The sequence below is a fragment of the Cellulosimicrobium sp. AB352 genome (genome assembly GCF_049538415.1).
Taxonomy (GTDB): domain Bacteria; phylum Actinomycetota; class Actinomycetes; order Actinomycetales; family Cellulomonadaceae; genus Cellulosimicrobium; species Cellulosimicrobium funkei.
In genome coordinates this window covers 42,895-69,388 of the sequence record NZ_JBMVFX010000020.1, presented here as the reverse complement: position 1 = coordinate 69,388, position 26,494 = coordinate 42,895, and the positions used below count along the sequence as shown (strand labels likewise).

Annotated in this window: 26 protein-coding genes; 10 read left to right on the top strand and 16 right to left on the bottom strand. The window is 74.6% G+C overall.

Going from position 1 to position 26,494, the window contains the following annotated elements:
- From ftsX to ACPCUX_RS14525, 12 genes are all read right to left on the bottom strand, one after another.
- Window positions 1–912: a permease-like cell division protein FtsX gene (gene ftsX / locus ACPCUX_RS14580; RefSeq protein WP_021483124.1), complete on the bottom strand. Its 912-nt coding sequence runs from the start codon at window positions 910–912 to the stop codon at window positions 1–3.
- Between the two features lie 5 nt (window positions 913–917).
- Window positions 918–1,847 (bottom strand): cell division ATP-binding protein FtsE, encoded by a 930-nt coding sequence (ftsE, locus tag ACPCUX_RS14575; protein ID WP_081599836.1) that lies wholly within the window; start codon window positions 1,845–1,847, stop codon window positions 918–920.
- A 162-nt stretch (window positions 1,848–2,009) separates the two neighbouring features.
- Window positions 2,010–3,122, bottom strand: a complete 1,113-nt coding sequence (gene prfB / locus ACPCUX_RS14570; RefSeq protein ID WP_031316541.1) for a peptide chain release factor 2 — start codon at window positions 3,120–3,122, stop codon at window positions 2,010–2,012.
- 177 nt (window positions 3,123–3,299) lie between these two features.
- The gene (locus tag ACPCUX_RS14565; protein WP_391514701.1) at window positions 3,300–4,523 is read right to left on the bottom strand and encodes a hypothetical protein; all 1,224 of its coding nucleotides are present in this window, start codon (window positions 4,521–4,523) and stop codon (window positions 3,300–3,302) included.
- A gap of 132 nt (window positions 4,524–4,655) precedes the next feature.
- Window positions 4,656–5,267, bottom strand: coding sequence for a hypothetical protein (locus ACPCUX_RS14560; protein ID WP_034653958.1), 612 nt, complete (start codon window positions 5,265–5,267; stop codon window positions 4,656–4,658).
- Between the two features lie 189 nt (window positions 5,268–5,456).
- Window positions 5,457–5,951: a hypothetical protein gene (locus tag ACPCUX_RS14555; protein WP_051027493.1), complete on the bottom strand. Its 495-nt coding sequence runs from the start codon at window positions 5,949–5,951 to the stop codon at window positions 5,457–5,459.
- A 239-nt stretch (window positions 5,952–6,190) separates the two neighbouring features.
- Entirely contained in the window at window positions 6,191–6,664 is a 474-nt protein-coding gene (locus tag ACPCUX_RS14550; protein WP_423389038.1) for a TadE/TadG family type IV pilus assembly protein, read from the bottom strand.
- Window positions 6,661–7,065, bottom strand: a complete 405-nt coding sequence (locus ACPCUX_RS14545; RefSeq protein WP_031317226.1) for a TadE/TadG family type IV pilus assembly protein — start codon at window positions 7,063–7,065, stop codon at window positions 6,661–6,663. Before ACPCUX_RS14545 ends, ACPCUX_RS14550 begins: the two co-directional genes overlap by 4 nt.
- Before the next feature lie 4 nt (window positions 7,066–7,069).
- On the bottom strand, window positions 7,070–7,285 hold the full coding sequence (locus tag ACPCUX_RS14540) for a hypothetical protein (RefSeq protein WP_021483743.1): 216 nt from the start codon (window positions 7,283–7,285) through the stop codon (window positions 7,070–7,072).
- Window positions 7,286–7,353: 68 nt separating this feature from the next.
- Window positions 7,354–8,295, bottom strand: a complete 942-nt coding sequence (locus tag ACPCUX_RS14535; RefSeq protein WP_144722477.1) for a type II secretion system F family protein — start codon at window positions 8,293–8,295, stop codon at window positions 7,354–7,356.
- Window positions 8,292–9,152, bottom strand: a complete 861-nt coding sequence (locus ACPCUX_RS14530; protein ID WP_144722476.1) for a type II secretion system F family protein — start codon at window positions 9,150–9,152, stop codon at window positions 8,292–8,294. Before ACPCUX_RS14530 ends, ACPCUX_RS14535 begins: the two co-directional genes overlap by 4 nt.
- Window positions 9,153–9,154: 2 nt before the next feature.
- Complete coding sequence (locus ACPCUX_RS14525; RefSeq protein WP_423389041.1) at window positions 9,155–10,438, bottom strand: CpaF family protein; 1,284 nt, start codon at window positions 10,436–10,438, stop codon at window positions 9,155–9,157.
- A 199-nt stretch (window positions 10,439–10,637) separates the two neighbouring features.
- Between ACPCUX_RS14525 and ACPCUX_RS14520 the strand changes: the two genes are divergently transcribed.
- Window positions 10,638–11,861 carry a pyridoxal phosphate-dependent aminotransferase gene (locus ACPCUX_RS14520; protein ID WP_144722475.1) on the top strand — a complete coding sequence of 408 codons (1,224 nt, stop codon included), beginning with the start codon at window positions 10,638–10,640 and terminating at the stop codon, window positions 11,859–11,861.
- A 6-nt stretch (window positions 11,862–11,867) separates the two neighbouring features.
- On the opposite strand, the gene ACPCUX_RS14515 is transcribed toward ACPCUX_RS14520, so the two are convergent.
- Together ACPCUX_RS14515 and ACPCUX_RS14510 are read right to left on the bottom strand one after the other, a co-directional pair.
- On the bottom strand, window positions 11,868–13,235 hold the full coding sequence (locus ACPCUX_RS14515; RefSeq protein ID WP_423389037.1) for an LCP family protein: 1,368 nt from the start codon (window positions 13,233–13,235) through the stop codon (window positions 11,868–11,870).
- A 79-nt stretch (window positions 13,236–13,314) separates the two neighbouring features.
- A complete protein-coding gene (locus ACPCUX_RS14510) occupies window positions 13,315–14,550 on the bottom strand; it encodes a multidrug effflux MFS transporter (protein WP_085388240.1) in 1,236 nt (411 codons plus the stop codon).
- A gap of 165 nt (window positions 14,551–14,715) precedes the next feature.
- Here ACPCUX_RS14510 and ACPCUX_RS14505 point away from each other — a divergent pair, with 165 nt between their 5' ends.
- On the top strand, window positions 14,716–15,483 hold the full coding sequence (locus ACPCUX_RS14505) for an SOS response-associated peptidase (protein WP_061267671.1): 768 nt from the start codon (window positions 14,716–14,718) through the stop codon (window positions 15,481–15,483).
- Between the two features lie 54 nt (window positions 15,484–15,537).
- On the opposite strand, the gene ACPCUX_RS14500 is transcribed toward ACPCUX_RS14505, so the two are convergent.
- Window positions 15,538–16,620, bottom strand: a complete 1,083-nt coding sequence (locus ACPCUX_RS14500) for an adenylate/guanylate cyclase domain-containing protein (RefSeq protein WP_395410277.1) — start codon at window positions 16,618–16,620, stop codon at window positions 15,538–15,540.
- 133 nt (window positions 16,621–16,753) lie between these two features.
- A complete protein-coding gene (locus ACPCUX_RS14495; protein WP_085388241.1) occupies window positions 16,754–17,629 on the bottom strand; it encodes a biotin--[acetyl-CoA-carboxylase] ligase in 876 nt (291 codons plus the stop codon).
- Window positions 17,630–17,783: 154 nt separating this feature from the next.
- Between ACPCUX_RS14495 and ACPCUX_RS14490 the strand changes: the two genes are divergently transcribed.
- The 8 genes from ACPCUX_RS14490 (at window position 17,784) to ACPCUX_RS14455 (ending at window position 26,380) form a co-directional block, all read left to right on the top strand.
- A complete protein-coding gene (locus ACPCUX_RS14490; RefSeq protein WP_409141076.1) occupies window positions 17,784–19,415 on the top strand; it encodes an acyl-CoA carboxylase subunit beta in 1,632 nt (543 codons plus the stop codon).
- 61 nt (window positions 19,416–19,476) lie between these two features.
- Complete coding sequence (locus ACPCUX_RS14485; protein ID WP_409141075.1) at window positions 19,477–19,986, top strand: hypothetical protein; 510 nt, start codon at window positions 19,477–19,479, stop codon at window positions 19,984–19,986.
- Window positions 19,983–20,249, top strand: coding sequence for an acyl-CoA carboxylase epsilon subunit (locus tag ACPCUX_RS14480; protein ID WP_409141074.1), 267 nt, complete (start codon window positions 19,983–19,985; stop codon window positions 20,247–20,249). Before ACPCUX_RS14485 ends, ACPCUX_RS14480 begins: the two co-directional genes overlap by 4 nt.
- Complete coding sequence (locus ACPCUX_RS14475) at window positions 20,246–20,959, top strand: hypothetical protein (protein WP_423389036.1); 714 nt, start codon at window positions 20,246–20,248, stop codon at window positions 20,957–20,959. The genes ACPCUX_RS14480 and ACPCUX_RS14475 overlap by 4 nt, the downstream gene beginning before the upstream one ends.
- Window positions 20,960–20,969: 10 nt before the next feature.
- Window positions 20,970–22,712 (top strand): DUF885 domain-containing protein, encoded by a 1,743-nt coding sequence (locus ACPCUX_RS14470; protein WP_021483144.1) that lies wholly within the window; start codon window positions 20,970–20,972, stop codon window positions 22,710–22,712.
- Between the two features lie 71 nt (window positions 22,713–22,783).
- Window positions 22,784–23,704: an AEC family transporter gene (locus ACPCUX_RS14465; RefSeq protein WP_043651312.1), complete on the top strand. Its 921-nt coding sequence runs from the start codon at window positions 22,784–22,786 to the stop codon at window positions 23,702–23,704.
- A 35-nt stretch (window positions 23,705–23,739) separates the two neighbouring features.
- Entirely contained in the window at window positions 23,740–24,399 is a 660-nt protein-coding gene (locus tag ACPCUX_RS14460; RefSeq protein WP_423389035.1) for a Maf family protein, read from the top strand.
- 205 nt (window positions 24,400–24,604) lie between these two features.
- A complete protein-coding gene (locus tag ACPCUX_RS14455; protein WP_076405403.1) occupies window positions 24,605–26,380 on the top strand; it encodes an acetyl/propionyl/methylcrotonyl-CoA carboxylase subunit alpha in 1,776 nt (591 codons plus the stop codon).
- Window positions 26,381–26,494 lie beyond the last annotated feature (114 nt).

Here is a 26,494-nt window from a genome sequence, read left to right as displayed (position 1 = left end):
TCACACCCTCGTGTGGCGGTTGAGCGTGACGACCGAGGACACGGCCGCCAGCAGGAAAGCGATCCCGACGAGCACGGGTGCGATGCGCAGCACGTCCGCCTCGTCGACGTAGGCCACCCACGTCACGGACTGGGACAGCCAGTCCGTGACGAGGTACTTCACGCCGACCCAGAGCCCGCCGACCGCCAGGACCGCGCCGAGCACGGCGGCGATCGCGCCCTCGAGGAGGAACGGGAGCTGGATGAACAGGTTCGACGCCCCGACGAGCCGCATGATGCCCGTCTCGCGCCGTCGGCTCAGCGCGGAGAGGCGGATCGTCGTGGTGATGAGCAATACGGCCGCGAGCAGCATGACCGCCGCGAGACCGGCCGCGAGCAGGGACGCGCGGTTGAGCGCGAGGAACAGCGAGTCGAAGATGCGGCGCTGGTCCTCGACCACCTCGACGCCCGGCCGCCCCGTCACGACGTCGTTGACGACCTCGTAGTTCTCCGGGTTGGTGAGCTTGAGGCGGAAGGACGCCTGCATGTCGTCCACCGTGAGCTGCGTGCCCAGGTACCCGTCGGGGTAGCGCTCGGTGAACGCCGCGAACGCGTCGTCCTTGGACTCGAAGTAGACCGTCTGGATCTCGTCGCCGAGCTCGGTGTCGAACAGGTCCTCGATCGCCGCGATCTGGTCGGGCGTGGCCTCGCCGGCCGCGCACGTGGGCGACGGCGACCCGGCCGGGCAGAGGAAGACGGACACCTCGACCTTGTCGTACCAGTCGTCCTTGAGCTTGCCGATCTGCGCCTGGAGCAGCAGCGACGACCCGACGAACGTGAGCGAGACGAAGGTGACCAGCACGACGGAGACGGCCATGGAGACGTTGCGCCGCAGGCCCTGGCCGAGCTCCGCGAGGATGAACTGGAGTCGCACGCCGCTCACTCCCCCGCCGTCGCGTCGACGTGGCGACGCGTCGAGCGTCGCCGGGGCAGCGGGGGCCGGCTCGACGCGTCGACCGCGGGCGTCGCGCCGGTCGCCGTCGTCCGGTCCGGCGCCTCGGCCGGGTCCTGCGTCGAGGACGGCGCCGGGTCGGGCGCCGCGGACGGGCGCGCGGTCCGGCGCACGACGGCGGTCGGCGCCGACTCGGGCGCCGGGCCGGTCGTCGGGTCGGGGATGACCTGGCCGCGCGCGCCGTACGAGCCGTGCGCCTGGTCGCGCACGAGCGTGCCGGTGTCGAGCTCGACGACGCGGCGGCGCATCTGGTTGACGATCTCCTCGTCGTGCGTCGCCATGACGACGGTCGTGCCGGTGCGGTTGATGCGGTCGAGCAGGCGCATGATCCCGAGGGACGTCGTGGGGTCGAGGTTCCCGGTCGGCTCGTCGGCGAGCAGGATCGGCGGGCGGTTGACCATGGCGCGCGCGATGGCGACGCGCTGCTGCTCACCGCCGGAGAGCTCGTGCGGGCGACGCTTCTCCTTGCCCGCGAGGCCCACCATCTCGAGCGTCTCGGGCACGGTGATCGCGATGGTGTGACGCGGCTTGCCGATCACCTGGAGCGCGAACGCGACGTTCTCGAACACGGTCTTGTTGGGCAGCAGGCGGAAGTCCTGGAAGACCACCCCGATCTGGCGGCGCAGCTTGGGGACGTTCCAGCTCGACATCGACCCGAGGTCGCGGCCCGCGACGAAGACCTTGCCCTTCGTCGGGCGCTCCTCGCGCAGGACGAGGTGCAGGCACGTCGACTTGCCGGAGCCGGACGCACCGACGAGGAAGACGAACTCGCCGCGCCGGACCTCCAACGACACGTCGTCGACGGCCGGCCTCGCGCCGCGCGCGTAGACCTTGGTGACGTTCTCGAAGCGGATCACAGCGGCACGTTCCTCGGGTCGGGGGTCGATCCGTGGACGAACAGGGTTCGTCGCACGATCCCGAGGGTAGGCATGCGTCTGCGGCCCGGCGGGGCGGACACGCCGCGCCCGGGTGCATCGATCCGTTGCTCGGATCAATCGGCCCGGGGCGGCCGCGGAGGGTCAGGCCTCCTTCTGCACCCCGCGGCGCCAGCGGATCCCGGCCTCGATGAAGTCGTCGATGTCGCCGTCGAACACCGCCGAGGGGTTGCCCACCTCGTGCTCGGTGCGCAGGTCCTTGACCATCTGGTACGGCTGCAGCACGTAGGAGCGCATCTGGTCGCCCCAGCTCGCCTTGATGTCGCCCGCGAGCTCCTTCTTCTTCGCGTTCTCCTCCTCCTGGCGCACGAGCAGCAGGCGGGACTGGAGCACGCGGAGAGCGGCGGCGCGGTTCTGGATCTGCGACTTCTCGTTCTGCATCGAGACGACGATGCCCGTCGGGATGTGCGTCATGCGCACCGCGGAGTCCGTCGTGTTGACCGACTGCCCGCCCGGGCCCGAGGACCGGAACACGTCGACCTTGATCTCCGACTCCGGGATCTCGATCGAGTCCGTCTGCTCGATGAGCGGGATCACCTCGACCGCCGCGAACGACGTCTGGCGGCGGCCCTGGTTGTCGAACGGTGAGATTCGCACGAGGCGGTGGGTGCCCGCCTCGACCGACAGGTGGCCGAACGCGTACGGCGCCTTCACCTCGAACGTCGCGGACTTGAGCCCCGCCTCCTCGGCGTACGACGTGTCGAGGACCGTCGTCGGGTAGCCGTGGCGCTCCGCCCAGCGCAGGTACATGCGCAGCAGCATCTCGGCGAAGTCGGCCGCGTCCACGCCACCGGCGCCCGCGCGGATCGTCACGACGGCCTCGCGCGCGTCGTACTCGCCTGCGAGGAGGGTGCGAACCTCGAGCTGGTCGAGGTCCTTGCGGATGGCGGCGACCTCGTTCTCGGCCTCGACGAGGGTGTCCTCGTCCTCCATCTCCTGGCCCATCTCGACCAGGGTCTCGACGTCGGCGATGCGCTGCCCGAGCTTCTTCACCCGGTCCAGCTCCGACTGCGCGGCGGAGAGCGCCGACGTCACCTTCTGCGCCGCGTCGGGGTCGTCCCACAGGTCGGGCGCCGACGCCTTCTCCGAGAGGTTCGCGATCGTCGCGCGCAGCTCCTCCGGGTCGCTCACGCTCTCGATGGACTCGAGCGTGCTCCGCAGCGCCTTGATCTCGGACGGGAAGTCGATGGTGGCCACGAGGTTCAAGGTTACGCGACCCCGCGCGCGGTCGGCGCCGTCGCGCGAGGTCACCGCGAGGGATCAGCGCGGGGTCTCCTCGCGGGGTCCGCGCGCGGGCCGCCGCGGGCGACGGCGCGGGGGTCGGCGCGGGGGTTCGGCGCCGCCGGGCGAGGGCCGCCCGACGGCGCGTCGCCGTCAGTCCTTCGTGCCGCCCTGCGGGGCGGAGCCGCCCGCGGTCGACGGCGCCGGCTCGGCGGTCGTCGCCTGCTGGCGGCCCTCGTCGCGCGCCTTCGCGAGCATCGCCTCGAGGCGCTGGCGCCGGCGTCGGCGGTCGTCCCGGACGCCCACGATCACGACCACGACGATCGCGAGGAGCAGGAGCTGCGGCCACGGGACCGCCCACGTGGTGACGGTGACCGTGACCGGCTCGAGCGGCGCGTCCACCTGGTCGTCGCCGACGACGGTCGGCGTCACGGTGATCGTCGTGCTGACCGGCCCGAGCGGCCAGACGTCGGCGAACGCGACCTTGCTCCGCAGGGATCCGCCCGGCAGGACCTCCCCGAGCGGCTCCGCCGTCGCCTCGTCCGTCACGGCGCCGAAGAGGGCGGACGTCGCGACCTGGCCCTCGGCGCCGAGGCGCACGTTGCCGTCGTTGGCGACGTCGTAGGAGACGCTGAGGTCGCCCGCGGCGAACGGGTTCCACGACGGCGCGTAGGAGGCCTTGACGTCCTCGACGGCGAGCGCGGGCTGGATCTCGCCGGTGACGCGCGTCGTGACGCGGAACCCGACACGGCTCTCGACGCCGACGCTCGTACCGCCCTCGCCGCCGCCCGTGCTCGTGACCGACGCGGCGATGCCCGCCGGGTGGTCGCCCGGGGTCGCGTTCTCGGGGACCGTGATCGTGTACGGGACGACCACGGTCTCCTTCGGGCCCACCTCGACGCTCTCCTGGACGGTGAACCACGTCCCCGCGTCGGTGGACTCCTGGTCCGAGGAGAGCATGTTGAAGCGCCCGTTGGCGGTGAGGTAGCCGTCCGCGGCCTTGAGCGCGAACGTGGCCGGCACGTCACTGAAGTTCGAGACGGCGATGTGCTCCTCGACCGTCGTGCCCGGGTCGGCGACGAGGTCGACGCCGCGACGCCCGTCGGGACCGTTCGCGTCCGCGGGCTTGGCGCCCCACGTGATGCGTTCCTCGGTGTCGAGGGGCATCACCGTCGGCAGAGCGCTCACGACGTCGGCCTGCGCGCTCGCGGCGCCGGCGTGCGCGCTCGTGGCGGCGGTCGTCGCGGACGCGGCGACGGCGAGCGGGGTCGCGGGCAGGAGGCCGACGGCGAGGGCGGTCGCGGCGAGGACGAGACGACGCCCGCGACCGCGGGACGGGGACCCGGTGCGGGCGGGGTGCGTTGGTGCGGGGATCACGCAGGGGCTTCTCTCCGTACGACGACGGGTCGCCCGCCCGGCACGACCGTGGTCGTGCGGGACGGTGCGACCCGTCGTGTGACTACTCGGTCGGTGCCCGGCCGGAACCGGTCACCGGGACGTCGGGACGGCTCAGTCCTCGAACAGGGACAGCGTGATGGTCGAGTTGTACGCGCCCGGCGCGACGTCCTCGCCCGTGCGCAGCGTGAGGTTGGCGCCGGCGGTCCAGGAACCGGGGTTGACCTCGGTCGAGTCGAACGTCGAGACCAGGAGCTCCTGGTCGACGAGACCCGGGCCGTCCTCGAGGGAGGGCTCGACCGGCTCGCCCTCGGAGACCAGCCCGGTGTCGCCACCGTCGACGAGGGTCGGGGCCCAGCCGAGGTTGTCGGCACCGATCTCGCCCGCGTCGCCCGTGAAGGCCGACGCGCTGCCCAGCACGTACCAGTAGGCGCCCTCGGGCACCTCGGTCCGCGTGTCGGTGACGGTGACCTCCGGCAGCGCACCGTTGAACTCGCGCGTGCCCTCGACCGACGACTCGTCGGCCTCGGTCAGCTCGGTCGAGTTCGAGGCGACGCTGAGAGCGAGGTTGCCCGGCTCCACGTTGGACTCGATCTCCACGGAGACGTCGACGTCGGTGCCGTCCACCGGGTCGGCGGAGGCGGCGGACGCGAGGGCGACCGTGCCGATGAGCATCGCACCGAGGGCACCCCCGGCGACGAGCTTCTTCGTTGCTCGTGCGTTCATGTTGTAGCTCTCCATCGTTGGAGTTGTTGTCGGACCGGATCACCATAGCGGCGAACCTGGGGTTTTGACAGGGCCGAACCAGAAGTGGCCATCCAAAGTTAAGAAAGTGAACAAAGGCGCGCGAGCGCGCTCACGCGACGTTGCGGTATTCCTTTCCCTGGACGTTCTTCGTCGAACAGCAACAGGTGCTCACCACGCTCTGGCACGTGACTCTGCACGCACGATGATGCCATCACTCCACGCCCCGGTCACCCAGCTGATCATCGCGGGTCGCGCCCGCGCGGCAAGGCCGACCGACGCCGTGCGCCCGTCGCCGGTCGACGCGTCGGTCACCACGACCTCGCTCAGACCGGCGAGCGCCGCGGGGTTCCGGGCGAGATAGTCGTCGACGTCCGCGCGGATCCCGGCGTCGGTCAGCGTGAGGACGGCGCCCTCGACCGGCGGCGCGGCGCCGCCGGAGTAGAACGTCTCAGGGGTCGTCGAGTCGGCCGCCGTGAGAGCGAGCGCATCCGCGAGCGCGTAGAGCCGCTTGCGTTCGAGGTGCACCTCCGTGGCGCTCACCACGACCGTCACGAGGAGCAGCGCGAACGCGACGAACGCGCTCGTGAGCAGCAGGATGCGGCCGTCCTCCTCCCGCTCGTCCGAGCCCTGGAGCCGCGCGACGAGCGCCGTCGACCCGCGCACGACCGCGCCGGACCGCCGCTCGGGAGCGCGTCCGGGTGCGCCCCCGGATGTCGGGGTGCCCCGAGGTGCCGCCGTGCTCGGAGGTGTCGAGGTGCCTGCGGGGGTCAGGGCGCCTACGGGTGCCGGCGTGCCGACGGGTACCGGCGTGCCTCCGCGTGTCGTTGCGCCCAGGGGCGACGGGGTGCTCATGGGTGTCGGGGCGCTCATGGGCGACGCGGCGCTCGCGGGCGACGGGGCGCTCACGGCCGCCGCGCCGCGTACGCGTCGACGGACGCGACGTGCCGCGCCTCCACGGGGACCGCGAGGGGGACGACCCCCCGCACGAGCTCGGGCACGAGCGGGAGCGGCACGTCGAGCCGGACGTGCGCCGTCACCTCGCCGCCCGGCTCCAGGCAGACCTGTGACGAGCAGGCGATCGTCAGACCACCCGCGCCCGGGGCGAACCCCTGGTCGCCGAGCGCCAGGGCCACGGCCGCCGAGGCGAGCCGGGCGCCGTCGTCGCTCGACGGTGCCGTGACGAACGCGCGCGCCGCCTCGCGAGAGGCGCCCTCCACGGCGAACGTCGCGGCCTGCACCCGACCCACCGTGAGCACGAGGTAGAGGACCGGCAGGAGGAGGACGAGCGCGACGCAGAGGAACTCGACGACCGCGCTCCCCCGGTCCGAGCGCTGCCCCGTCAGCCTCGCGCGGAGCCGAGCGAGCAGGCGCGTCACGGGGCCTCCTCCAGCGCGTGACCGCGGACGGTGAGTGCTCCGGCCGGGCCGAGCAGCCCGACGACCGGGAGCGGCGCGGTCACCGTGACCTCGACGACGGGCAGACCGTCCACGACGGTCTGGCGCGCGACGACGTCCTGCGCGTACCGCGCCGAGAGCGCGGACACGACGAGGTCGCGCGTGCGGGCCGCGCCGTCGTGCGGGCCACGGTCGGCACGGCCCGCCACGCGGGCGCCCTCCGCCGCGCAGTCCACCAGCGTCGCGCGCACGTGGACGGCGAGCGCGACCTGGACGACCCCGAGGAACAGCACGAGCACGAGGACGGAGACGAGGGTGAACTCGACGACGGCGGAGCCCCGCTCCGGGTCCTCGACGCCGACTCCCGGGCCACCGCGACGCACCACCTCAGGGGGCGCCGACGCTCGAGATGGCGTTGCTGAAGGCCTGCGTCAGCGCCGGCCCGGCGACGGCCCACAGGGCGATCACCAGCCCCGCCGTCATCAAGGTGATGAGCACCCATCCCGGTACGTCACCGCGTTCCGGGTCCTGACCGGTCAGCCGCCCGAGCGCGCCGCGCGCTGCGGCGCGCACGGCCTGGTTCCCTCGACTCCACCCCTGCATGCTTCTCCTTCGTCGTCGTTTCGATCTGTCGTGCCGGACGGTCGTGCCGGACGTCTTGTGGCTGCTGCTCAGAAGCCGAGCCGCAGGGTCGCGAGCGACGGGAAGACGGCGTAGACCACCGTCACGGGAAGGATGAGGAAGACGACGGGGACCATCATCACGACCTCTTTCCTCCCGCCCGCCTCCATGAGCGCGCGGCGTCCCCACTCGCGCACGTCCTGCGCCTGCGCCCGCAGCACGTCGGCGAGCGGGGTCCCCCGTTCGACGGCCACCGCGACCCCCTCCGCGAATCGGGTGAGGCTCGGCAGCCCGGTGCGGTCGGCGAGCTGCTCGAGCGCCCGGGCGAGCGGGGTCCCGGCACGCACGGTCGCGAGGGTCGTGCGCAGCTCGCCGGAGAGCTCGCCGTGCGCGGTGGTCGCGACGCGCTCGAGCGCGGCGACCGGCCCCTCGCCCGCGTTCACCGCGAGCGCGAGGAGCTCGGCGACCGTGGGGAACTCGGCGAGCATGCGCTCCTCCCGACGTCGCACGGCGCGGGTCAGCGCGTGGTCGCACGCGAGCACCCCGCCGGCGCCGCACAGCAGCACGAGGATCACCAGGGCGGCGACGGACGACCCCCGCGTCGCCGCGAGCAGCACGGCGAGCGCCGTCCCGCCGCCGAGCCCGACGACGCCCCACACGAGCTGCCGTGCGCGAAACTGCTCGACGCTGCGTCCGCGGCCGGCACGGTCGAGGCGGCGCCGGACGTCGGACGCCGTCGAGCCGAACCGTTCCAGCGCACGGCCGGCGTCGGCGAGCAGCGGCGCGAGGAGTCGTTCGAGGGTCGGGAAGGGCGATCGCACGGGGTGGTCGCGCAGCAGGACGGACGTGCGGTCGTGGGTGCGCAGGTAGGGCGCGAGCCGCTCGTCGAGGCGGATCGACCGCCCCCGGAGCCCGGCGACCACGAGGAGGACACCGAGCCCGCCGAGCGCGCCGAGCGCGGCACCGGTCCAGGACACGTCGACGGCGCTCATCGCAGCACCCGCTCTTCCTCGGGCAGCCGCCCAATCCGCAGCATGAGCTGGTACGCCGCCGCGGAGCAGGCCGCGCCGGCGGCCAGGACGACCGCCCCCGTCATCGAGTTGTACGCGGCCGCCGTCTCCGGGCGCGTCGCGAGGAAGCCGAGCACGACCCACGGGCCGGCGACCGCGAGCCGTGCCCCGTTCACGGTCCACGACTGGCGGGCCTCGAGCTCACCGCGCGTGCGGGCGTCCTCGCGCAGGAAGGTCGACAGGGTGCGCAGGAGGCGCCCCAGGTCCGTGCCGCCGACGTCCCGCGTGATCCGGAGCGCCTCGACGATGCGGTCGGCGACCGGGTCCGCGAGCCGGTCCTTGAGCAGGTCGAGGCACTCCCCGAACCGGCCGGACGCGCGGTAGTCCCGCGCGAACTGGGTGAAAGGCTCGCGCAGCTCGACCGGACCGCGCTCGCCGAGCTGGCCGACGGCCTCGGGCAGCGACAGCCCCGCGCGCACGCCCGAGGACAGGTGGTCCAGCACCTCGGGCCAGACCTCCCGCAGCCGTGCACGCCGCCGCCGGGCGCGAGACCGCACGAGGAGGGAGGGCGCTCCCGCGGCGATCACGGCGAAGCAGGCCGCGATGGTCCACGAGCGCGCGAGGACCGTCCCGACCACGAGGACGACGAGCCCGACGCCGACGCTCGCGACCACCAGGGCACCGGGTGTCACCGCCGGTGCACCGGCCTGGACGAGCAGGTCCTGCGTGCGCGCCGCCCACCCGTCGGCACGACGCACGCGCGGGGGCCCGGGCGCCCAGAACGACCACCAGACGCAGAACAGCCCCGCGCCGAGGAGGAGGCCCACCGCCACGCCCACGGTCAGCCCACCCTCGTCGGCGCGGCGCCGTCGAGCACGTCGGCACTGGCCGGGCCCGGCCGCAGGACCGCTGCCAGGTCGATGCCCGCGTGTGCGAAGCGCTCGGCACGCGGCGGGAAGCCCCCCGCCCGCACCAGCCGGTCGCCCGAACGCACGAAGATCTCCGCGGCCTCCACGACGCCCTGCTCGACGCGCCCCGTCACACCGAGGATCTCGCGCACGCCGCGGCGCCCGTCGGCGTCGACGCCCAGGTGCACGACGAGATCGATCGCGGACGCGACCGTCGGCACCACGAAGCGGTCCGAGACGTTCTCGCCCGCGAGCAGGGGCAGCGTGCACATCTTGGTGATCGCCTCCCGGGCGGAGTTCGCGTGGATCGTGCACATCCCCGGGACCCCGGCGTTCAACGCGACGAGCAGGTCGAGGCTCTCCGCCTCGCGGACCTCGCCGATGACGATGCGGTCGGGGCGCATGCGCAGCGCCTCCTTGACCAGGCGCCGCAGGGGGATCTCCCCCGTGCCCTCGAGGCTCGGCTGCCGGCACTGGAGCGACACGACGTCGCGCACGGCGAAGCGCAGCTCGAACACCTCCTCGCACGTGACGACGCGCTGCGCGGGCGGGACCGACCCGGCGAGGGCGTTGAGCATCGTCGTCTTGCCCGCCTGCGTGGCTCCCGCGACGAGGATGTTCAGCCCGGCCCGCACGGACGCGTCGAGGAACGCGGCGGCCTGGGGCGGGAGCGCGCCGAGCCGGACCAGGTCGTCCAGGTGCGACGCCCGGACGACGTGCTTGCGGATGTTCACCGCCCACTCGCTGCGCGTGACGTCGGGGATGACGACGTGCAGCCGCTCCCCGCCGGGGAGGCACGCGTCGACGAACGGGCTCGACAGGTCGAGCCGCCGCCCGGACGACCGCAGCATCTGCTCCACGAGGTCGCGCACCTGCTGCGCCGTGAGGATCGTCGTCGTCAGCTCCGACGAGCCGCCGCGCGCCACGAACACCTGGGAGGGCGCGTTGATCCAGATCTCCTCGATCTCGGGGTCGTCGAGGTACGGCTGGAGCGGCCCGAGCCCGGCGACGGCGTCGACGACCGCGCGACCGGCGGCGGCGGGGTCGGCGAGCGGCGCGACGGCCCCGAGCGCGCTGCGCGTCTCGTAGTCCGCGACGACGTCGCGCACGAGCTGGTCGACGGCCGCGCGGTCGCGCGCGGGGTCCACCCCGCGCCGTCGGACGAGCTCGCGCACCTCGCCCTCGAGCACGCCGACGGCGTGCGTGTCCGTAGACATGTCGAGCATTCCCCCTGCTCCGTCGGCCGGCTGCCCCGCCGGTCGTCAACGATCTGCGCCAGAGAGTAGGGCATGGACGCGCCCCCGTGAACCGCCCCTGTGGACGACGTCGCGGGCGCCCCGGAATCCCGCGCCGTCGAGGGAGGACCTCCCTCCCGGCGTCCCACATCGTGGTCGTCGCGACGGCTAGGGTCGGGCCATGACGGACCTCCCGCCCGGCCGCTGGCAGGCCGCCGCGCACGCCACGGGCCTCCTTCGCGCCGACGGCGCGGTCGCGGCGACGATCTTCGCCGAGATGACGGCGCTCGCGCAGCGCACCGGGGCGATCAACCTCGGGCAGGGCTTCCCGGACGTCGACGGCCCGGCCGCGGTGAAGCACGCCGCGGTGCGCGCGATCGAGGACGGCCACAACCAGTACCCGCCGGGCCCGGGCATCCTCGAGCTGCGCAACGCCGTCGCGAGCCACCAGCTCCGCCACTACGGCCTGGACCCGGACCCGGAGACCGAGGTGCTCGTGACCACGGGCGCCACCGAGGCCCTCGCGGCGACGATCCTCGCGCTCGCCGGGCCGGGCGACGACGTCGTGACGCTGGAGCCGTTCTACGACTCCCACGCCGCGTGCATCGCGCTCGCGGGCGCGCGGCACGTCACGGTCCCCCTGCTCCCCGGCCCCGACCGCTTCCGGCTCGACGTGGACGCGCTGCGCGCCGCCGTCACCGACCGGACGCGCCTGATCGTCGTGAACTCGCCGCACAACCCGACGGGCACGGTCCTCGACCTCGACGAGCTCGACGCGATCGCCGCCGTCGCGCGCCGGCACGACGTCGTGGTCGTCACGGACGAGGTGTACGAGCACCTGACGTTCGACGACGCCCGGCACGTGCCGATCGCGACCCTGCCGGGGATGCGGCAGCGGACGATCACCATCTCCTCGGCAGGCAAGACGTTCTCGTTCACGGGGTGGAAGGTGGGGTGGCTGCACGGCCCCGAGCCGCTCGTGACGGCGGTCCGCACGGTGAAGCAGTTCCTCACCTACACGTCGGGCGCGCCGTTCCAGCCCGCGATCGCCGACGCGCTCGCGGACGACGAGACCCCGCGCGCGCTCGCCGACTCGCTCGCCGCACGCCGCGACCTGCTGTGCGAGGGCCTGGTCCGCGCGGGGTTCGACGTCGTCGTGCCGCAGGGCACGTACTTCGTCATCGCCGACGGCGCCGCGCTCGGATTCGAGGACGGCACCGCGCTGTGCCGCGAGCTGCCCGCCCTCGCGGGCGTCGTGGCCGTCCCCGTGAGCGCGTTCTGCACCCCGGGGTCGACGACGGCGCGCGCGCTCGCGTCCCGCGTCCGGTTCACGTTCGTCAAGCGCGAGGACGTCCTGCACGAGGCGGTGCGGCGCCTGGCCGCGCTCGGCGCGTCGCGGCCCTGAGCGAGGTCAGGGGCACACGCCGTCGCGTGGCGCTTCCGTCGCGCCGTCGCCCGGGTCGGTCCCGGCACCGGGGTCCGTCGCGCCCGTGCCGGGGTCGACGGCTCCGGTCCCGGGGTCGGTGGTGCCCGGGTCCGTCCCCGCACCGGGGTCGGTCGCGCCGTCCGCGGGGGCCGTGGCGTCGTCGCGCGGGTCCGTGACGGGCTCGTGGCCGGGCGGGGGCGCGTCGTCGATCAGCCGCTGCCAGATCGCGTCGGCCTCCGCCGTCCACTCGACGCGGTTGCGGTCGCTCGCCGCGTCCACGACCGGGACCTGGGTGAAGACGACCTCGGAAGGCTTGATGGCCCGCAGGCTGAACGCCAGCCCGGCGAGCGCCGTCGGGTCCGCGATCGTGGGGTCCGCGCTGATGGAGCCGAGCACGGCCTCGATGACCCCGTAGAGCTGGGGCGAGTTGGTGATGATGTTCTGCGAGAGCAGCTCGCGCACCGCCGAGTCGATGAACGCCTGCTGCCGGGCGATGCGCGTGAGGTCGGAGCCCATCTCGAGGCCCATCCCCGTGCCATGACGCGCACGCAGGAAGCCGATCGCCTCGTGACCGTCGAGCGTGTGCTCGCCGGCGGGCAGGTCGAGGGTGCCGTACCGGGGATCCTCCTTGATCGGCTCCGGGAAGCACATCGTCACGCCGTCGATCGCGTCGACCACGCCGACGACCCCGGTCATCTTCACCACGACGTGGTTGGTGATGGGCACGCCCGTGAGGCTGTAGACCGACGAGATCGTGCAGCCGGCGGCCGCGTCCATGTCGTCGACGCCGCCCGACCCGATCTGGAACGCCTCGTTGAACATGGTGTTGCGCCGGGGGGAGGACATCGACCCGTCGGGCAGCTTGCACGCGGGCAGGTCGACGAGCGAGTCGCGCGGGATCGACACCACCTCCATGCGCGTGCGGTCGCCGGACACGTGCACGATGAACGTGGTGTCGGACCGCATGCCCTCCTCCTCGCCCGCGAGCGCGGCGTTCTCGGCGTCGCGGTAGTCCGTGCCCATGACGAGGATGTTGAGCGCCTTGCCCGCGAACGGGTCGGAGGGGTCCTTCGGTGGTTCCTCGGTCGGCATGCCGACCACGTACTCGGACACGTCGCTCACGGTGATCTTCGACTTGAGGTCGAGGTACACGGCTCCCGCGCCGACGGCGACGAAGACGAGCGCGCCGGTGAGGACGAGCCCGATCGCCCTCGCGACGCGGTGCGAACGGAGCGCGCGGGCGTGGTGCGGGCCCCCGGTGGGCTTGTCCGTCCCGCCCTCCCGGGAACGCGTCTCCTGCGTCGCGCGGGACCTCGCGCGTGCGGGCGGCGAGGCGGGGGCGGACTTCGGCACGGTCCGAGAGTAGAGGGTCGCGCGCGGAAACGTGCGCCGGACCGGCAGGAGGACGTGTGAAAGGGCGGCGAAGAACGGGTCAGACGGGCGTGTGCCAGCCTCCGCGGCGGAACGCGGGCGTGGCGAGCCCGAGCACGAGGATCGACGCGACGACCGCCCCGAGCATGACGGTGGACATCGCGACGGCGTCGCCGCCGAGGACGCCGACGAGCGGGCTCACGAGCCCGGCGACGCCGGCCTGGAACGCGCCGATGACCGCGGCGGCGGTGCCGGCGATCTCGCCGTGCCGGGTGAGCGCGAGCGCGGAGGCGTTCGCGGGGATGAGGCCCTGCATGGACAGGACGAGGAACAGCGCGGCGACGATCCCGACGATGCCGCCCGCCCCCGTCAGGGCGACCACGAGGAGGCCGACGGCGAACACGCCCTGCACCACGAGCGCCGTCCGGAGCAGCCGCACGGGCGCGACGCGGCGGACGAGCGCGGCGTTCGCCTGCGCCGACAGCACGAGCCCGATGCCGTTCACGGCGAACAGGAGCGCGAACTGCCCGTGGCTGAGCCCGTACCCCTCCTGCAGGACGAAGGGTGAGCCGACGACGTAGCTCATGAGCACGGCCTGCCCGAGACCGGGGAGCACGGCGAGCGCGACGAAGTGCCGGTCGCGCAGGAGGCCCGCGTACCCGCGCAGGACGGTGCGCGCTCCGGCGGGGCGACGACGCTCGAGCGGCAGGGACTCGGGCATGAAGAACAGGACGATCGCGCCGAGCACGACGCCGCCGAGCGCGAGGACCCAGAAGACCGCCCGCCAGGTGGCGTGCGCGCCGATGAACGAGCCGATGGAGGGCGCGAGGAGCGGCGCGAGCCCGATGACGAGCATGAGGCGCGACAGGACGCGCGCGGCCTCGGACCCGGTGAACCGGTCGCGGATGGCGGCGATCGCGACGACGGACGCGGACGCGTTGAAGAACCCCTGGAGCACGCGCAGGCCGACGAGGATGCCGATGTTGGGCGCGAACGCGCACAGGATCGACGTGACGACGTGCAGCGAGAGCCCGACGAGCACGGGCAGACGACGGCCGTAGCGGTCGGAGAGCGGCCCGATGACGAGCTGCCCGACGGCGCCGCCGAGAAGCATGCCGGACAGCGTGAGCTGCGCGAGGGAGTCGGGCGCACCGAGCTCGGCGCCCACCTCGGGCAGGAGCGGGAGGTACATGTCCACCGTGAGCGCGGGCAGCGTGGCGAGCGCGCCGAGGAGCAGGACCCAGCGGGCGGACGATCTCGGTCGGGGCACGGCGGGGTCGACCGAGGAGGGTGGCATGACTCCCATCGTAACGATTCGATCGCGTGCGGACCGGGCTCACGGGCGTGACCCTGCTCTCCCTTGGTACGGCCCCGACCGTCGCGCGCGCAGCCCGGCGGCCCTCCCCGGGCGCCCGCCCGCCGGCCCGGCGCGAGCGTGGGTGGCGTGCGGCACCCTGGAGGCATGTGCGGACGCTATGCCTCCTTCCGGGACGCCCAGGACCTCGCGGACGAGTTCGCGATCGCCGACGTGGCCGACGACGCGCGCCTCCTCCCGCCGTCGTGGAACCTCGCGCCGACAGACCCGGTGCGGATCGTCGTCGAGCGCGCCGCGAAGGACACGGGCGAGGTGCGCCGCTCGCTGCGGCTCGCACGCTGGGGCCTCGTCCCGTCGTGGTCGAAGGACCCCAAGGGCGGCGCACGGATGATCAACGCGCGCGCGGAGTCGATCCTCGACAAGCCGGCGTTCGCCAAGCCGTTCGGCGTGCGGCGGTGCCTCGTGCCCGCCGACGGCTACTACGAGTGGCGCGTCCTGCCCGACGGCGCGTCCCCCGCCGGGTCCGCGGGCGCGCCGGCGCGCCGGGGCAAGGTCCCCAAGCAGCCGTACTGGATCGCGCCCGGCGACGGGCGCAGCGCCGCGTTCGCGGGGCTCTACGAGTTCTGGCGCGACCGCACCAAGGCGGACGACGACCCGGACCGCTGGCTCGTCTCGACGACCATCATCACGACCGACGCGGCGCCCTACCTCGCCGAGATCCACGACCGCATGCCGCTCGCCCTGCCGTCCGACGCCTGGGACGCGTGGCTCGACCCGGCGGTCGACGCGCGGGGCGCCGCCGACCTCCTCGGGCTCGGCGGCCCGCACGACGACGTCCCCATGGTCGCGCGCGAGATCTCGACCCTCGTCAACTCCGTGACGAACGACGGCCCGGGGCTCCTCGAGGCCGTCTGACCGGGCCCTGTCCCGCCGCGCGGACGTCGGCGACCGCGCGCCGGGCGCAGCCGGTCAGCCGCGGTAGGCCCACTGGAGGCGCACGGGCTCGATCGTCCCGAGACCCTGCACCTCCGTCTCGGGCTGTGCCGTGAGCGCGAACCGCTGGTCGCCGGCGAGCAGGCCCGCCGTCTCGCGGTCGACGAGCACGGTCGTCGGGTCGGCGATGTCGACGAGGCGCGCCGCGAGGTTGACGCTCGGGCCGAACACGTCGCCGAACCGGGACAGCACGCGGCCCCACACGAGGCTCACGCGCACGGGCGGCACGTCGACGTCCTCCTCCCGGCCGCCCGCCGCGGCCAGGCCGAGCGCGACGCGCGCACCGGTCGCGACGTCGTCGGCCACGTAGAGCACCGCGTCGCCGATCGTCTTGACGACGCGACCGCCCGCCGCGGTGATGACGTCGCGCGCGCTCGTCTCGAAGAGCTGCACGAACTCGGCGAGCTCGCTCGAGCCGAGGCCGCGCGTGCGCTGCGTGAAGGACACGATGTCCGCGAACCCGACCGCGCGCGGCAGCGGGAGCTCGTGCTCGTCGACCGCCGTCGCGCGGGCGTCGGAGAACTCGACCGCGAACCTGCCGGCGACGGCCGCGAGCTGGCGCCGCCACGCGTGCAGGAGCTGTTCCTCGAGGACGGGCGCGAGCTCGGGCAGCCGGTCGAGCACGAGCAGGCGCGCGCTCGTGTCGTCGAGGTCGAACCGCCGCGTGAGGTGCTCGACGAGCGCCTCGACCTGCCACAGCACGAGGCGCTCGGTCGTGTGCCCCGTCGAGCGGATGAGCGTCGTGAGCGCGCGCTGGTCGAGCTGCTCCTGCGCGGCGAACGCGAACACGTCCGCGAGCGCCTGCGCGTCGCGCTCGGTGAAGGCGTGCTCCTCGCCCTCGGTGAGCGGAAGGCCGAGCGCCTGCCAGTAGGCGCGGACGCGGTCCTCGTCGACGCCGGCCCGCTCGGCGAGCCGTTCGACGGTCAGGGTGCGGGGTCCGCCGAGGAGCGCCTCGTCGAGCACCGCCTCGGTCGCCTCGGCCTCGGTGGTCGGCGCGCCGTCCTCCGCGGTCGTCGCGGACGGTGCGGGGGCGAGCTCGTTCTCCGGGTCCACTGGCACCCGGCGATCCTATTCCTCGGCCGGGCTCGTCGACGTCGGCGGGCGCACGCGAGATCGGCACGCACGACCGCCGATCCGGCCGCGGACCGCCGATCTCGAGGGGCCGTCCGGGGGCGGGTCAGGCGTGGGCCGGTCAGTCGTGGGGGCGCAGGTGGTGCACGTCGCCGCTGTGGTGGACGGTCGTCGTGCCGTCGTCGAGGCGGACCTCGAGGCCGCCGTCGGGGGCGAGCCCGATCGCGAGCCCGACGACGTCCCCGCCCGCGACGCGCTCGACGCGCACGCGCGTGCCGAGCGTGGCGCTGACCTCGGCGCAGTCGGCGTCGAGCCCGGCGGCGTGCGCGTCGCCCCCGGCGTCCTGCCAGCGCGCGAGAACCTCGCCGAAGGCCTCGTGCAGCGCGACGAGCACGACCTCCCGGTCGGTGGTCGCGGCTCCGGCGAGGGCGAGCGACGTGGCGGTCGGGACGGGCAGCTCGTCGCGCCGCTGTGCGACGTTGAGGCCGACGCCGACGACGACCCCGCCGTCGGGCAGCACCTCGGCGAGGATGCCGGCGACCTTGCGCAGCGGTGCGGGCTCGCCCGCGCCGGGGTCGGGGACGAGGACGTCGTTGGGCCACTTGACGACGGCCTCGACGCCGGCGGTGGCGCGCAGCGCGCGGGCGGTCGCGAGCCCGGCGAGCAGCGGGAGCCAGCTCAGGGCCTCGCGCGGCACGTCGGGCCGCAGCAGGAGGGAGCCGAGCAGGGCGGTGCGGGGCGGCGTCGTCCACGAGCGGCCGAGCCGGCCGCGGCCCCCGGGCTGGTGCTCGGCGACGAGGAGCGCGGGGGCGGGCCACGCCGCCGGGTCGTGCGCGACGGCGGCCGCGAGCTCCGCGTTGGTGGACGCGGACTCGGGCACGACCTCGAGCCGGGCGAGCGGACCGGCGGGCGCCACGAGCAGCTCGCGCAGGAAGTCGGCCCGCAGCGGGGGTCGCTCGTCGCCGGACGGGGTCTCGGGGTCTCGCGCGGTCGCCATGCCCGCCATCCTCGCGCACGGCGCGGGCGCCGCACGAGGCGGGGACCGGCCGACCGGCGACCGGCGGAGTTGTGGGGACCCACCAACACCGGCCCCCGCGGTGCTGGCGGCGGCCGCATCGAGTGGGTGCGATCCTCCAACTAGGCTCGGGTGCGTGACGGACTCTGCGACGACCTCGCCCGCGACGACCGAGAGCGCCGACGCGCCCCGCCTCACCGGGACCGCGGCGAAGCTCGCCGACCTCGACCGCCGTCGCGCGGAGGCGGTCGGGCTGCCCGAGGAGGCGGCGCGGACCAAGCAGCACGCGCGCGGCAAGAAGACGGCCCGCGAGCGCATCGACGCGCTCCTCGACGAGGGGAGCTTCGTCGAGCTCGACGCGTTCGCGAAGCACCGCTCCCACAACTTCGGCCTGGAGAAGAAGCGGCTGGCGGGCGACGGCGTCGTCGTCGGGCACGGCACGATCGACGGCCGCCAGGTGTGCGTGTACTCGCAGGACTTCACGGTGTTCGGCGGGAGCCTCGGCGAGGTCCACGGGCAGAAGATCACCAAGGTGCAGGACCTCGCGCTGCGGACCGGGGTGCCGCTCATCGGCATCTCCGACGGCGGCGGGGCGCGCATCCAGGAGGGCGTCGCGGCGCTCACGCAGTTCGCGGAGATCTTCCGCCGCAACGTCGCGTCGTCGGGCGTGATCCCGCAGATCTCGCTCATCCTCGGCCCGAGCGCGGGCGGCGCGGTGTACTCCCCCGCCCTCACGGACTTCATCGTCATGGCCGACAAGACGTCGAACATGTTCATCACCGGGCCGGACGTGATCCGCGCGGTGACGGGCGAGGACGTGGGCTTCGAGGAGCTCGGCGGCGGCCTGACGCACAACGAGAAGTCCGGTGTCGCGCACTACCTGGGCAGCGACGAGGACGACGCGATCGACTACGTGCGCCACCTCGTGTCGTACCTGCCGCAGAACAACCTCTCGGACGCGCCGTCGTTCCTGCCCGACGACGTCGAGCTCGCGGTCACGGAGGAGGACGAGGTGCTCGACGCGCTCGTCCCGGACTCGGACTCGCAGCCGTACGACATGCGCACGGTGATCGAGCACGTGCTCGACGAGGGCGCGTTCCTCGAGGTGCAGCCGCTGTTCGCCAAGAACGTGCTGGTCGGGTTCGGGCACGTGGAGGGCCAGTCGGTCGGCGTCGTCGCGAACCAGCCGCTCGCCATGGCGGGCACGCTCGACATCGACGCGGCCGAGAAGGCGGCGCGGTTCGTGCGCACGTGCGACGCGTTCAACATCCCCGTGCTCACGCTCGTGGACGTCCCGGGCTTCCTGCCGGGCGTCGACCAGGAGCACCAGGGCATCATCCGCCGCGGCGCGAAGCTCATCTACGCCTACGCGGAGGCCACGGTCCCGCTCGTCACGGTCATCACGCGCAAGGCGTACGGCGGCGCCTACATCGTCATGGGGTCCAAGCAGCTCGGCGCGGACGTCAACCTCGCGTGGCCGACGGCGCAGGTCGCGGTCATGGGTGCGGGCGGCGCGGTGAACATCCTGCAGCGCGCGGCGCTCAAGCGGACGGCCGACGCGGGCGACGACGTCGAGGCGGAGCGCGCGCGCCTCGTCGCGGAGTACGAGGACGCGATCGTCAACCCGTGGGACGCCGCGGAGCGCGGCTACGTGGACGCCGTGATCCGCCCGTCCGAGACGCGCGTGCAGGTGGTGCGCGCGCTGCGGGCCCTGCGGACCAAGCGCGCGAGCCTGCCGCCCAAGAAGCACGGCAACATCCCCCTGTGAGCGCCGCGGACCGCACGCACCCGACGACCCGCCGCGCGAGCGGCCCGAGAGAAGGACGGTCATGAGCCACGAGGACGCCACGCACGGCCCCGCGCCGCTCGGCGCGGTCGACCCGGCACCGATGCACGCCGCGGTCGACGCGCTCGCCGCGGCGCTGCACGAGTACGTCGGCACCGCCGTGGGGGTGCGCGCCGAGTTCGGGGCGTCGGAGGCGGACGAGGACCCGCGCGTCCTCGCGCTCGAGGCGCGCGTCGGCGCGCTCAACGCCCAGCTCTTCGACGTGCTGCACGAGGCGCTCGGCATCCACCCCGACCTCACGTCGTCCGTGTGGGAGCCGACGGAGGGCGAGGAGGCCGACGACGCGGACGCCGCCCCGGCGGACCTGGAGGACGACACGTTCACCCTGGAGTACGTCGTCGTCTCGCACCCCGGCGGCCCGGACCTGGACGACGTCGTCGGGCTGCTGGACTCGTGGGGCCACGAGGCGCACGCGCGCCTCACCGAGGCGGGCTACGACGTCCCCGAGTGGGGCGTCGGCCGCGGCACGGACGAGCCCGAGGACGACGCGTGAGCGAGCAGCAGCCGGTGCCCGGCGCCCCGAGCGTGCGCGTCGTGCGCGGCGCCCCGGACGATCTCGAGGTCGCCGCGCTCGTGGCCGGGCTCGCCGCGGCGGCCGCGGCCGGCGACGTGCCCGACGACGTCGCGCCCGTGGACGAGTGGACCAACCGCGCGCGCGTGCTGCGCGGGACGGGCGACGGCGCGACGGCGAAGAGCTTCGGCGGGCGCGCGGGCCGGCACAACGCCGACTCCTGGCGCTGGAGCCTGCGCTCGTGACGACGGCCGGCCCCTCCCCGCGCGTGCGGCGGCTGCCCGAGCGGGCGGTGCTCGTGGAGCAGGCTCCGACGGCCGACGCCGTCGAGGCCGACCCGACGGCGCTGCCGCCCGTCGTGCCCGTCGCCGCGTGGCGACGCTGGGCCTGGGCGGTCGCCTTCGTGCCGACGGTCGCGCTCCTCGTCTACCAGCGCGCGGGCGCGTCGCGCGGCTGGCCCGTGCCGGAGGCGCTCGTCGTCGTCGCGACCCTCGGCCTGCTCCTGACGGCCGTGCTCGCGCTCGTCCGCTACCAGGACGACCGCGCCGCGGCGCGCCTCGCGCGCGGTCGCGACGCGCTGCTCGCCGCCCCCGTCCGGGCCACGGGCACGCTCACCGTGCCCGCACCGGCCACCGACGACCCGCAGCCCGGTGCGCGCGACGTGCGCGGGACGCTCGTCGTCACGACGGGATCGGGCGTGGCGACGGCACGGCCGGTGCGCGTCGTCGTGCCCGCGGGCACGACGGCCCCGCGCCCGGGCGACCCGGTCGCCGTCTGGCACGCGGCCGACGACGAGGACGCGACCGGCGTGCTGCTCGTCCGCTACCAGCGCGACTGGGCCGACGACCTGCTCGCCGCGCTGCGCGGGGGCGGCCCGGCCGCGGACGACGGGGCAGACGTGGACGGGCCGGACGAGCCCGAAATTCGCACGGAGCGCTCGCCCCGCGCCGAGTAGTCTCGTCCGGGTGAGCGACACCACCACCACCCCCGCCGGCGCCTCCGCCGGGACCCCCGACCGCACCCCCACGCCGATCGACGCCGTCGCCGAGGCGTACGTCACGCGGGTCGCCGAGCTCGACCCGCTGGCCGCCACCTCGATGGGCCTGTCCGGCTACGACCACCTCGTCACCGACCTGTCCCCCGCCGGGCACGAGGCGCGCGCCGAGGCCGACCGCGCGGTGCTGCGCGAGCTCGACGGCCTCGAGCCGGTCGACGACGTCGACCGCGTCACCCTCGCGGCGATGCGCGAGCGCATCGGCCTGCAGCTCGAGCTGCACGAGGCCGGCGAGCCGCTCGCGAGCCTCAACAACATCGCGTCGCCCGTGCAGGAGCTGCGCGACGTCTTCGACATCATGCCGACGGGCACCGTCGAGGCGTGGGAGAACATCGCGGCCCGCCTCAACGGCCTTCCCGGTGCGATCGACGGCTACATGGCGTCGCTCGCGGAGGCGGCGTCGCGCGGCAACGTCGCCGCGATCCGCCAGGTGCGGATCGGCGTGGCGCAGTCGCGCGAGCTCGCCGACCCGCAGGGCTCCTTCTTCACGACCTTCGTCTCGGGCCCCGAGGCCGACGCCGTCCTCGACGACTCCGCCGCGTGCTCGCTCGTGCGCAAGGAGCTCGAGCACGGCGCCGCCGCCGCGCGCGAGGCGTACGGCCGGCTCGCGGACTTCCTCGAGACGACCCTCGCCCCGCAGGCCCGCGCCGAGGACGCCGTCGGCCGCGAGCGCTACGCCCTCTTCTCGCGCACGTTCCTCGGTGCCGAGGTCGACCTCGACGAGACGTACGCGTGGGGTCTGGAGGAGCTCGCGCGCGTCGTCGCGGAGCAGGAGGAGATCGCGCGCCGCATCGCCGGTCCCGGCGCGAGCGTCGAGGACGCGGTCGCGGCGCTGGACGCCGACCCGAGCCGCAAGCTGCTCGGCAAGGACGCCCTCAAGGCCTGGATGCAGGAGACGTCGGACGCCGCGGTCGCCGCGCTGAACGGCGTCCACTTCGACATCCCCGCGCCGGTGCTCGACCTCGAGTGCATGATCGCGCCGACGCAGACCGGCGGGATCTACTACACCCCGCCGAGCGACGACTTCTCCCGCCCGGGCCGCATGTGGTGGTCCGTCCCCGCGGACGTCACCGAGTTCAACACGTGGCGCGAGAAGACGACCGTCTACCACGAGGGCGTCCCCGGCCACCACCTGCAGTGCGGCCAGGCCGTGTACGCGCGCGCGACGCTCAACACGTGGCGCCGCCTCGCGTGCTGGGTCTCGGGCCACGGCGAGGGCTGGGCCCTGTACGCGGAGCGCCTCATGGCGGACCTCGGGTTCCTCGACGACGACGGCGACCGCCTCGGCATGCTCGACGCGCAGCGCATGCGTGCCGCGCGCGTCGTGCTCGACATCGGCGTGCACCTCGGGCTCCCCGCGCCGCAGGAGTGGGGCGGCGGCACGTGGGACGCCGACAAGGCGCTCGCGTTCCTGCGCGCCAACGTCAACATGCCCGACTCGTTCGTGCGGTTCGAGCTCGACCGCTACCTCGGCTGGCCGGGGCAGGCGCCGTCGTACAAGGTCGGGCAGCGCCTGTGGGAGGCCACGCGCGACGACGCGCGCGCCGCGGCGCAGTCGCGCGGCGAGCAGTTCGACGCGAAGGCGTTCCACGAGCGTGCGCTCAACCTCGGCTCGGTGGGCCTCGACGTGCTGCGCGACGCGCTCTCGTCGTGACCCCCGCGCCCGACCGGCCCGGGACGGCGGCGCGCCGTCCCGGGCCGGCCGGCGTCCGGGCGTCCTGACCCGTGGGCGCCGTCCTCACCGGCTTCGCCGTCATCGCCGTCGTCGTGGCCGCCGGGTACGTCACCGCGCGCCTGGGCATCGGGGGCCCCGACGCGCGGACGGCGCTCAACCGTGTCGGGTTCTTCGTCGCGAGCCCGGCGCTGCTGTTCACCGTCCTCGCCCGGGCCGACGTCGGCGCGCTGTTCCAGGCGCCCCTCGCGGTGGCCGCGACGTCCGCCGTCGTCACGGCCGGCGTGTTCGTCGTCGTCGACCGGCTCTGGCTGCGGCTGCCCGCCCCCGAGGCGACGGTCGGCGCCGTCGGCTCCGGCTACGTGAACGCGAACAACATCGGCCTGCCCGTCGCGGTCTACGTGCTGGGCGACGCGACGGCCGTCGTGCCGGTGATCCTGCTCCAGCTCCTCGTGCTCGCGCCCGTCACGCTGCTCGTGCTCGACGTGACGACGAGCGGACGGGCGTCGTGGCGGCTCGTCCTCGCCCAGCCCGTGCGCAACCCGATCATCCTCGGGTCGCTCGCGGGCGCCGTCGTCTCCGTGAGCGGCTGGACGCCGCCGGTCGCGGTCATGGCCCCGCTCGACATCCTCGGCGGGGCCGCGATCCCCATGATCCTGCTCGCGTTCGGCATGTCGCTGCACGGCACGCGCCCGCTGCGGCGCGGAGAGCCGCGCGCGGCCGTGGGCGTCGCGAGCGCCGCCAAGCTCGTCGTCATGCCGGTGGTCGCGTTCGTCGTCGCCCGGCTCGTGCTCGGGCTCGACGACGCGGCCGTCGCCTCGGCGGTGACGCTCGCCGCGCTGCCCACCGCGCAGAACGTCTACAACTACGCGGCGCGGTTCGGGCGCGGCGAGATCCTCGCGCGCGACACGATCCTCGTCACGACGGTCGGCTCGCCCGTCGTGCTCCTCGTCGCCGCGCTGCTCCTCGCGTAGCCGGGGCGGCGAGCCGCGCCGGGTAGTCTGCGCGGGTGCTCCGACTGCTCCTCGCCTCCCGCTCCCCCGCCCGCCTCGCGACGCTCCGCGCGGCCGGCGTCGACCCGCTCGTGCGCGTGTCCGGGGTCGACGAGGACGCCGTGCTGCGCGACGCCGCCGCGGAGCGCGGCGGGCTCGCGCCCGTCGACGCCGTGCTCGTGCTCGCGCGCGCCAAGGCGGAGGAGGTCGTGCGCACGCTCGACCCGGCCGCCGCAGGGACGCCGGAGGACGACGCCGCGCTGCTCGTCGGGTGCGACTCGATGCTCGAGCTCGACGGCGACGTGCTCGGCAAGCCCGCCGACGCGGACGACGCGCGTGCCCGCTGGCGCGCCATGCGCGGCCGTGCCGGCGTCCTGCACACCGGGCACTGGCTCGTGGACCTGCGCCCGGCCGACGCCGGGGGGACGGGCGCCGCCGTCGGCGCGACGAGCTCGACCGTCGTGCACTTCGCCGACCTCGCCGACGACGAGATCGACGCGTACGTCGCCACCGGCGAGCCGCTCCACGTGGCCGGCGCCTTCACGGTCGACGGCCTCGGCGGCCCGTACGTCGAGCGGATCGAGGGCGACCACCACGGCGTCGTCGGGATCAGCCTGCCGCTCGTGCGGTCGCTCCTGCGCGAGGTCGGCGTGGCCTGGCACGCGCTGCGCGCCTGACGCGCTGCGCGGCGCCCGTTGTCGAGGCCGGACAACGCCGCGCACCTCACGGAGCCCAGGGACGGGCCGCTATGGAGGTTTCCGACAACCGCCCTCGGCGCGGCTTGGTTTGTTCTCCAATCTTGTCCGGTACCACGCGCAGGAGCGTGAACCGCGCCGTGCGCACGCGTTACCGTGAGCCGTGCCCGCGAACCCCACCCGCCCCCTGAGCAAGGTCCTCGTCGCCAACCGTGGCGAGATCGCCGTCCGGATCGTCCGCGCGTGCGCCGACGCCGGCATCGCGTCCGTCGCGGTCTACGCCGACCCCGACCGCCAGGCCCTGCACGTGCACCTCGCCGACGAGGCGTTCGCGCTCGGCGGCACGCGCGCGGCCGAGACCTACCTCGACATCGCGAAGCTCCTCGACGTCGCCCGCCGCTCCGGCGCCGACGCCGTGCACCCCGGGTACGGCTTCCTCGCCGAGAACGCCGAGTTCGCGCAGGCCGTGCTCGACGCCGGGCTCGTCTGGATCGGCCCGCCGCCCGCCGCGATCGACGCGCTCGGCGACAAGGTCAGCGCCCGCCACATCGCGCACCGTGCGGGCGCCCCCCTCGTGCCCGGCACGCCCGACCCGGTCGCCGACGCGAGCGAGGTCCACGCGTTCGCGGCCGAGCACGGGCTGCCCATCGCGATCAAGGCGGCGTTCGGCGGCGGCGGCCGCGGCCTCAAGGTCGCACGCACCACCGACGAGATCGACGAGCTCTACGAGTCCGCCGTCCGCGAGGCGACCGCGGCGTTCGGGCGCGGCGAGTGCTTCGTCGAGCGGTACCTCGACACCCCCCGGCACGTCGAGACCCAGTGCCTGGCCGACGAGCACGGCACGGTCGTCGTCGTGTCCACGCGCGACTGCTCGCTCCAGCGTCGCCACCAGAAGCTCGTCGAGGAGGCGCCCGCGCCGTTCCTCAGCGCCGCGCAGGAGGCCGAGCTGTACAAGGCGTCCGAGGCCATCCTCCGGGAGGCCGGGTACGTGGGCGCCGGGACGTGCGAGTTCCTCGTCGGCGCCGACGGCACCATCTCCTTCCTCGAGGTCAACACCCGCCTGCAGGTCGAGCACCCCGTCTCCGAGGAGGTCACCGGCATCGACCTCGTGCGCGAGCAGCTGCGCATCGCCGCCGGGGAGCCGCTCGGGTACACCTCCACGCAGGTGCGCGGCCACTCGATCGAGTTCCGCATCAACGGCGAGGACCCGGCGGCCAACTTCCTCCCCGCCCCGGGGCGCATCACGCGCCTGCGCTTCCCGTCCGGACCGGGCGTGCGCGTCGACTCCGGCGTCGTCGAGGGCGACACCATCTCCGGCGCGTTCGACTCGATGATCGCCAAGCTCGTCGTCACCGGCGCCACGCGCGAGCAGGCCGTCCAGCGCGCCCGCCGCGCCCTGCGCGAGCTCGAGGTCGAGGGCATCCCGACCGTCGTCCCGTTCCACCGGGCCGTGCTCGACGCCGAGGCGTTCGTCCCCACCGACGACGAGCCGTTCCGCGTGCACACCCGGTGGATCGAGACCGAGTTCGCCGACCGGCTCGCCACGCTCGCGCCCGCTCCCGCGGCGCCCGCGGACGAGGACGACGAGCCGCTCGCGACCGAGCGCGTCGTGGTGGAGGTCGGCGGCAAGCGGCTCGAGGTCGTGCTGCCCGCCGGGCTCGGCATGGCCGCCGGGCGTGCCCGCACCGCGAACGCCGCCCGCCGCCCCGCGCGTCGCAGCGCCGCGAAGTCCAACGGCGGCGGCTCGGGCACGACGCTCGCCTCGCCCATGCAGGGCACCATCGTCAAGGTCGCCGTGGCCGACGGCACCCAGGTCGCCGAGGGCGACCTCGTCGTCGTGCTCGAGGCGATGAAGATGGAGCAACCCCTCCTCGCCCACCGCGCCGGCACCGTCCGTTCGCTCTCGGCGACCGCGGGCGCGAGCGTCAGCTCGGGCACCGCCATCTGCGAGATCGTCGACTGACCAGCGCGTCCTGCCCCCGGCGACCGACCGGGGTCGGCACGAGCGTCCCGAGATCGGCACCTCCGACCGAGCTCGGCACCCGAGGTCGAGGTCGGTAGCACCGACTGCCGATCC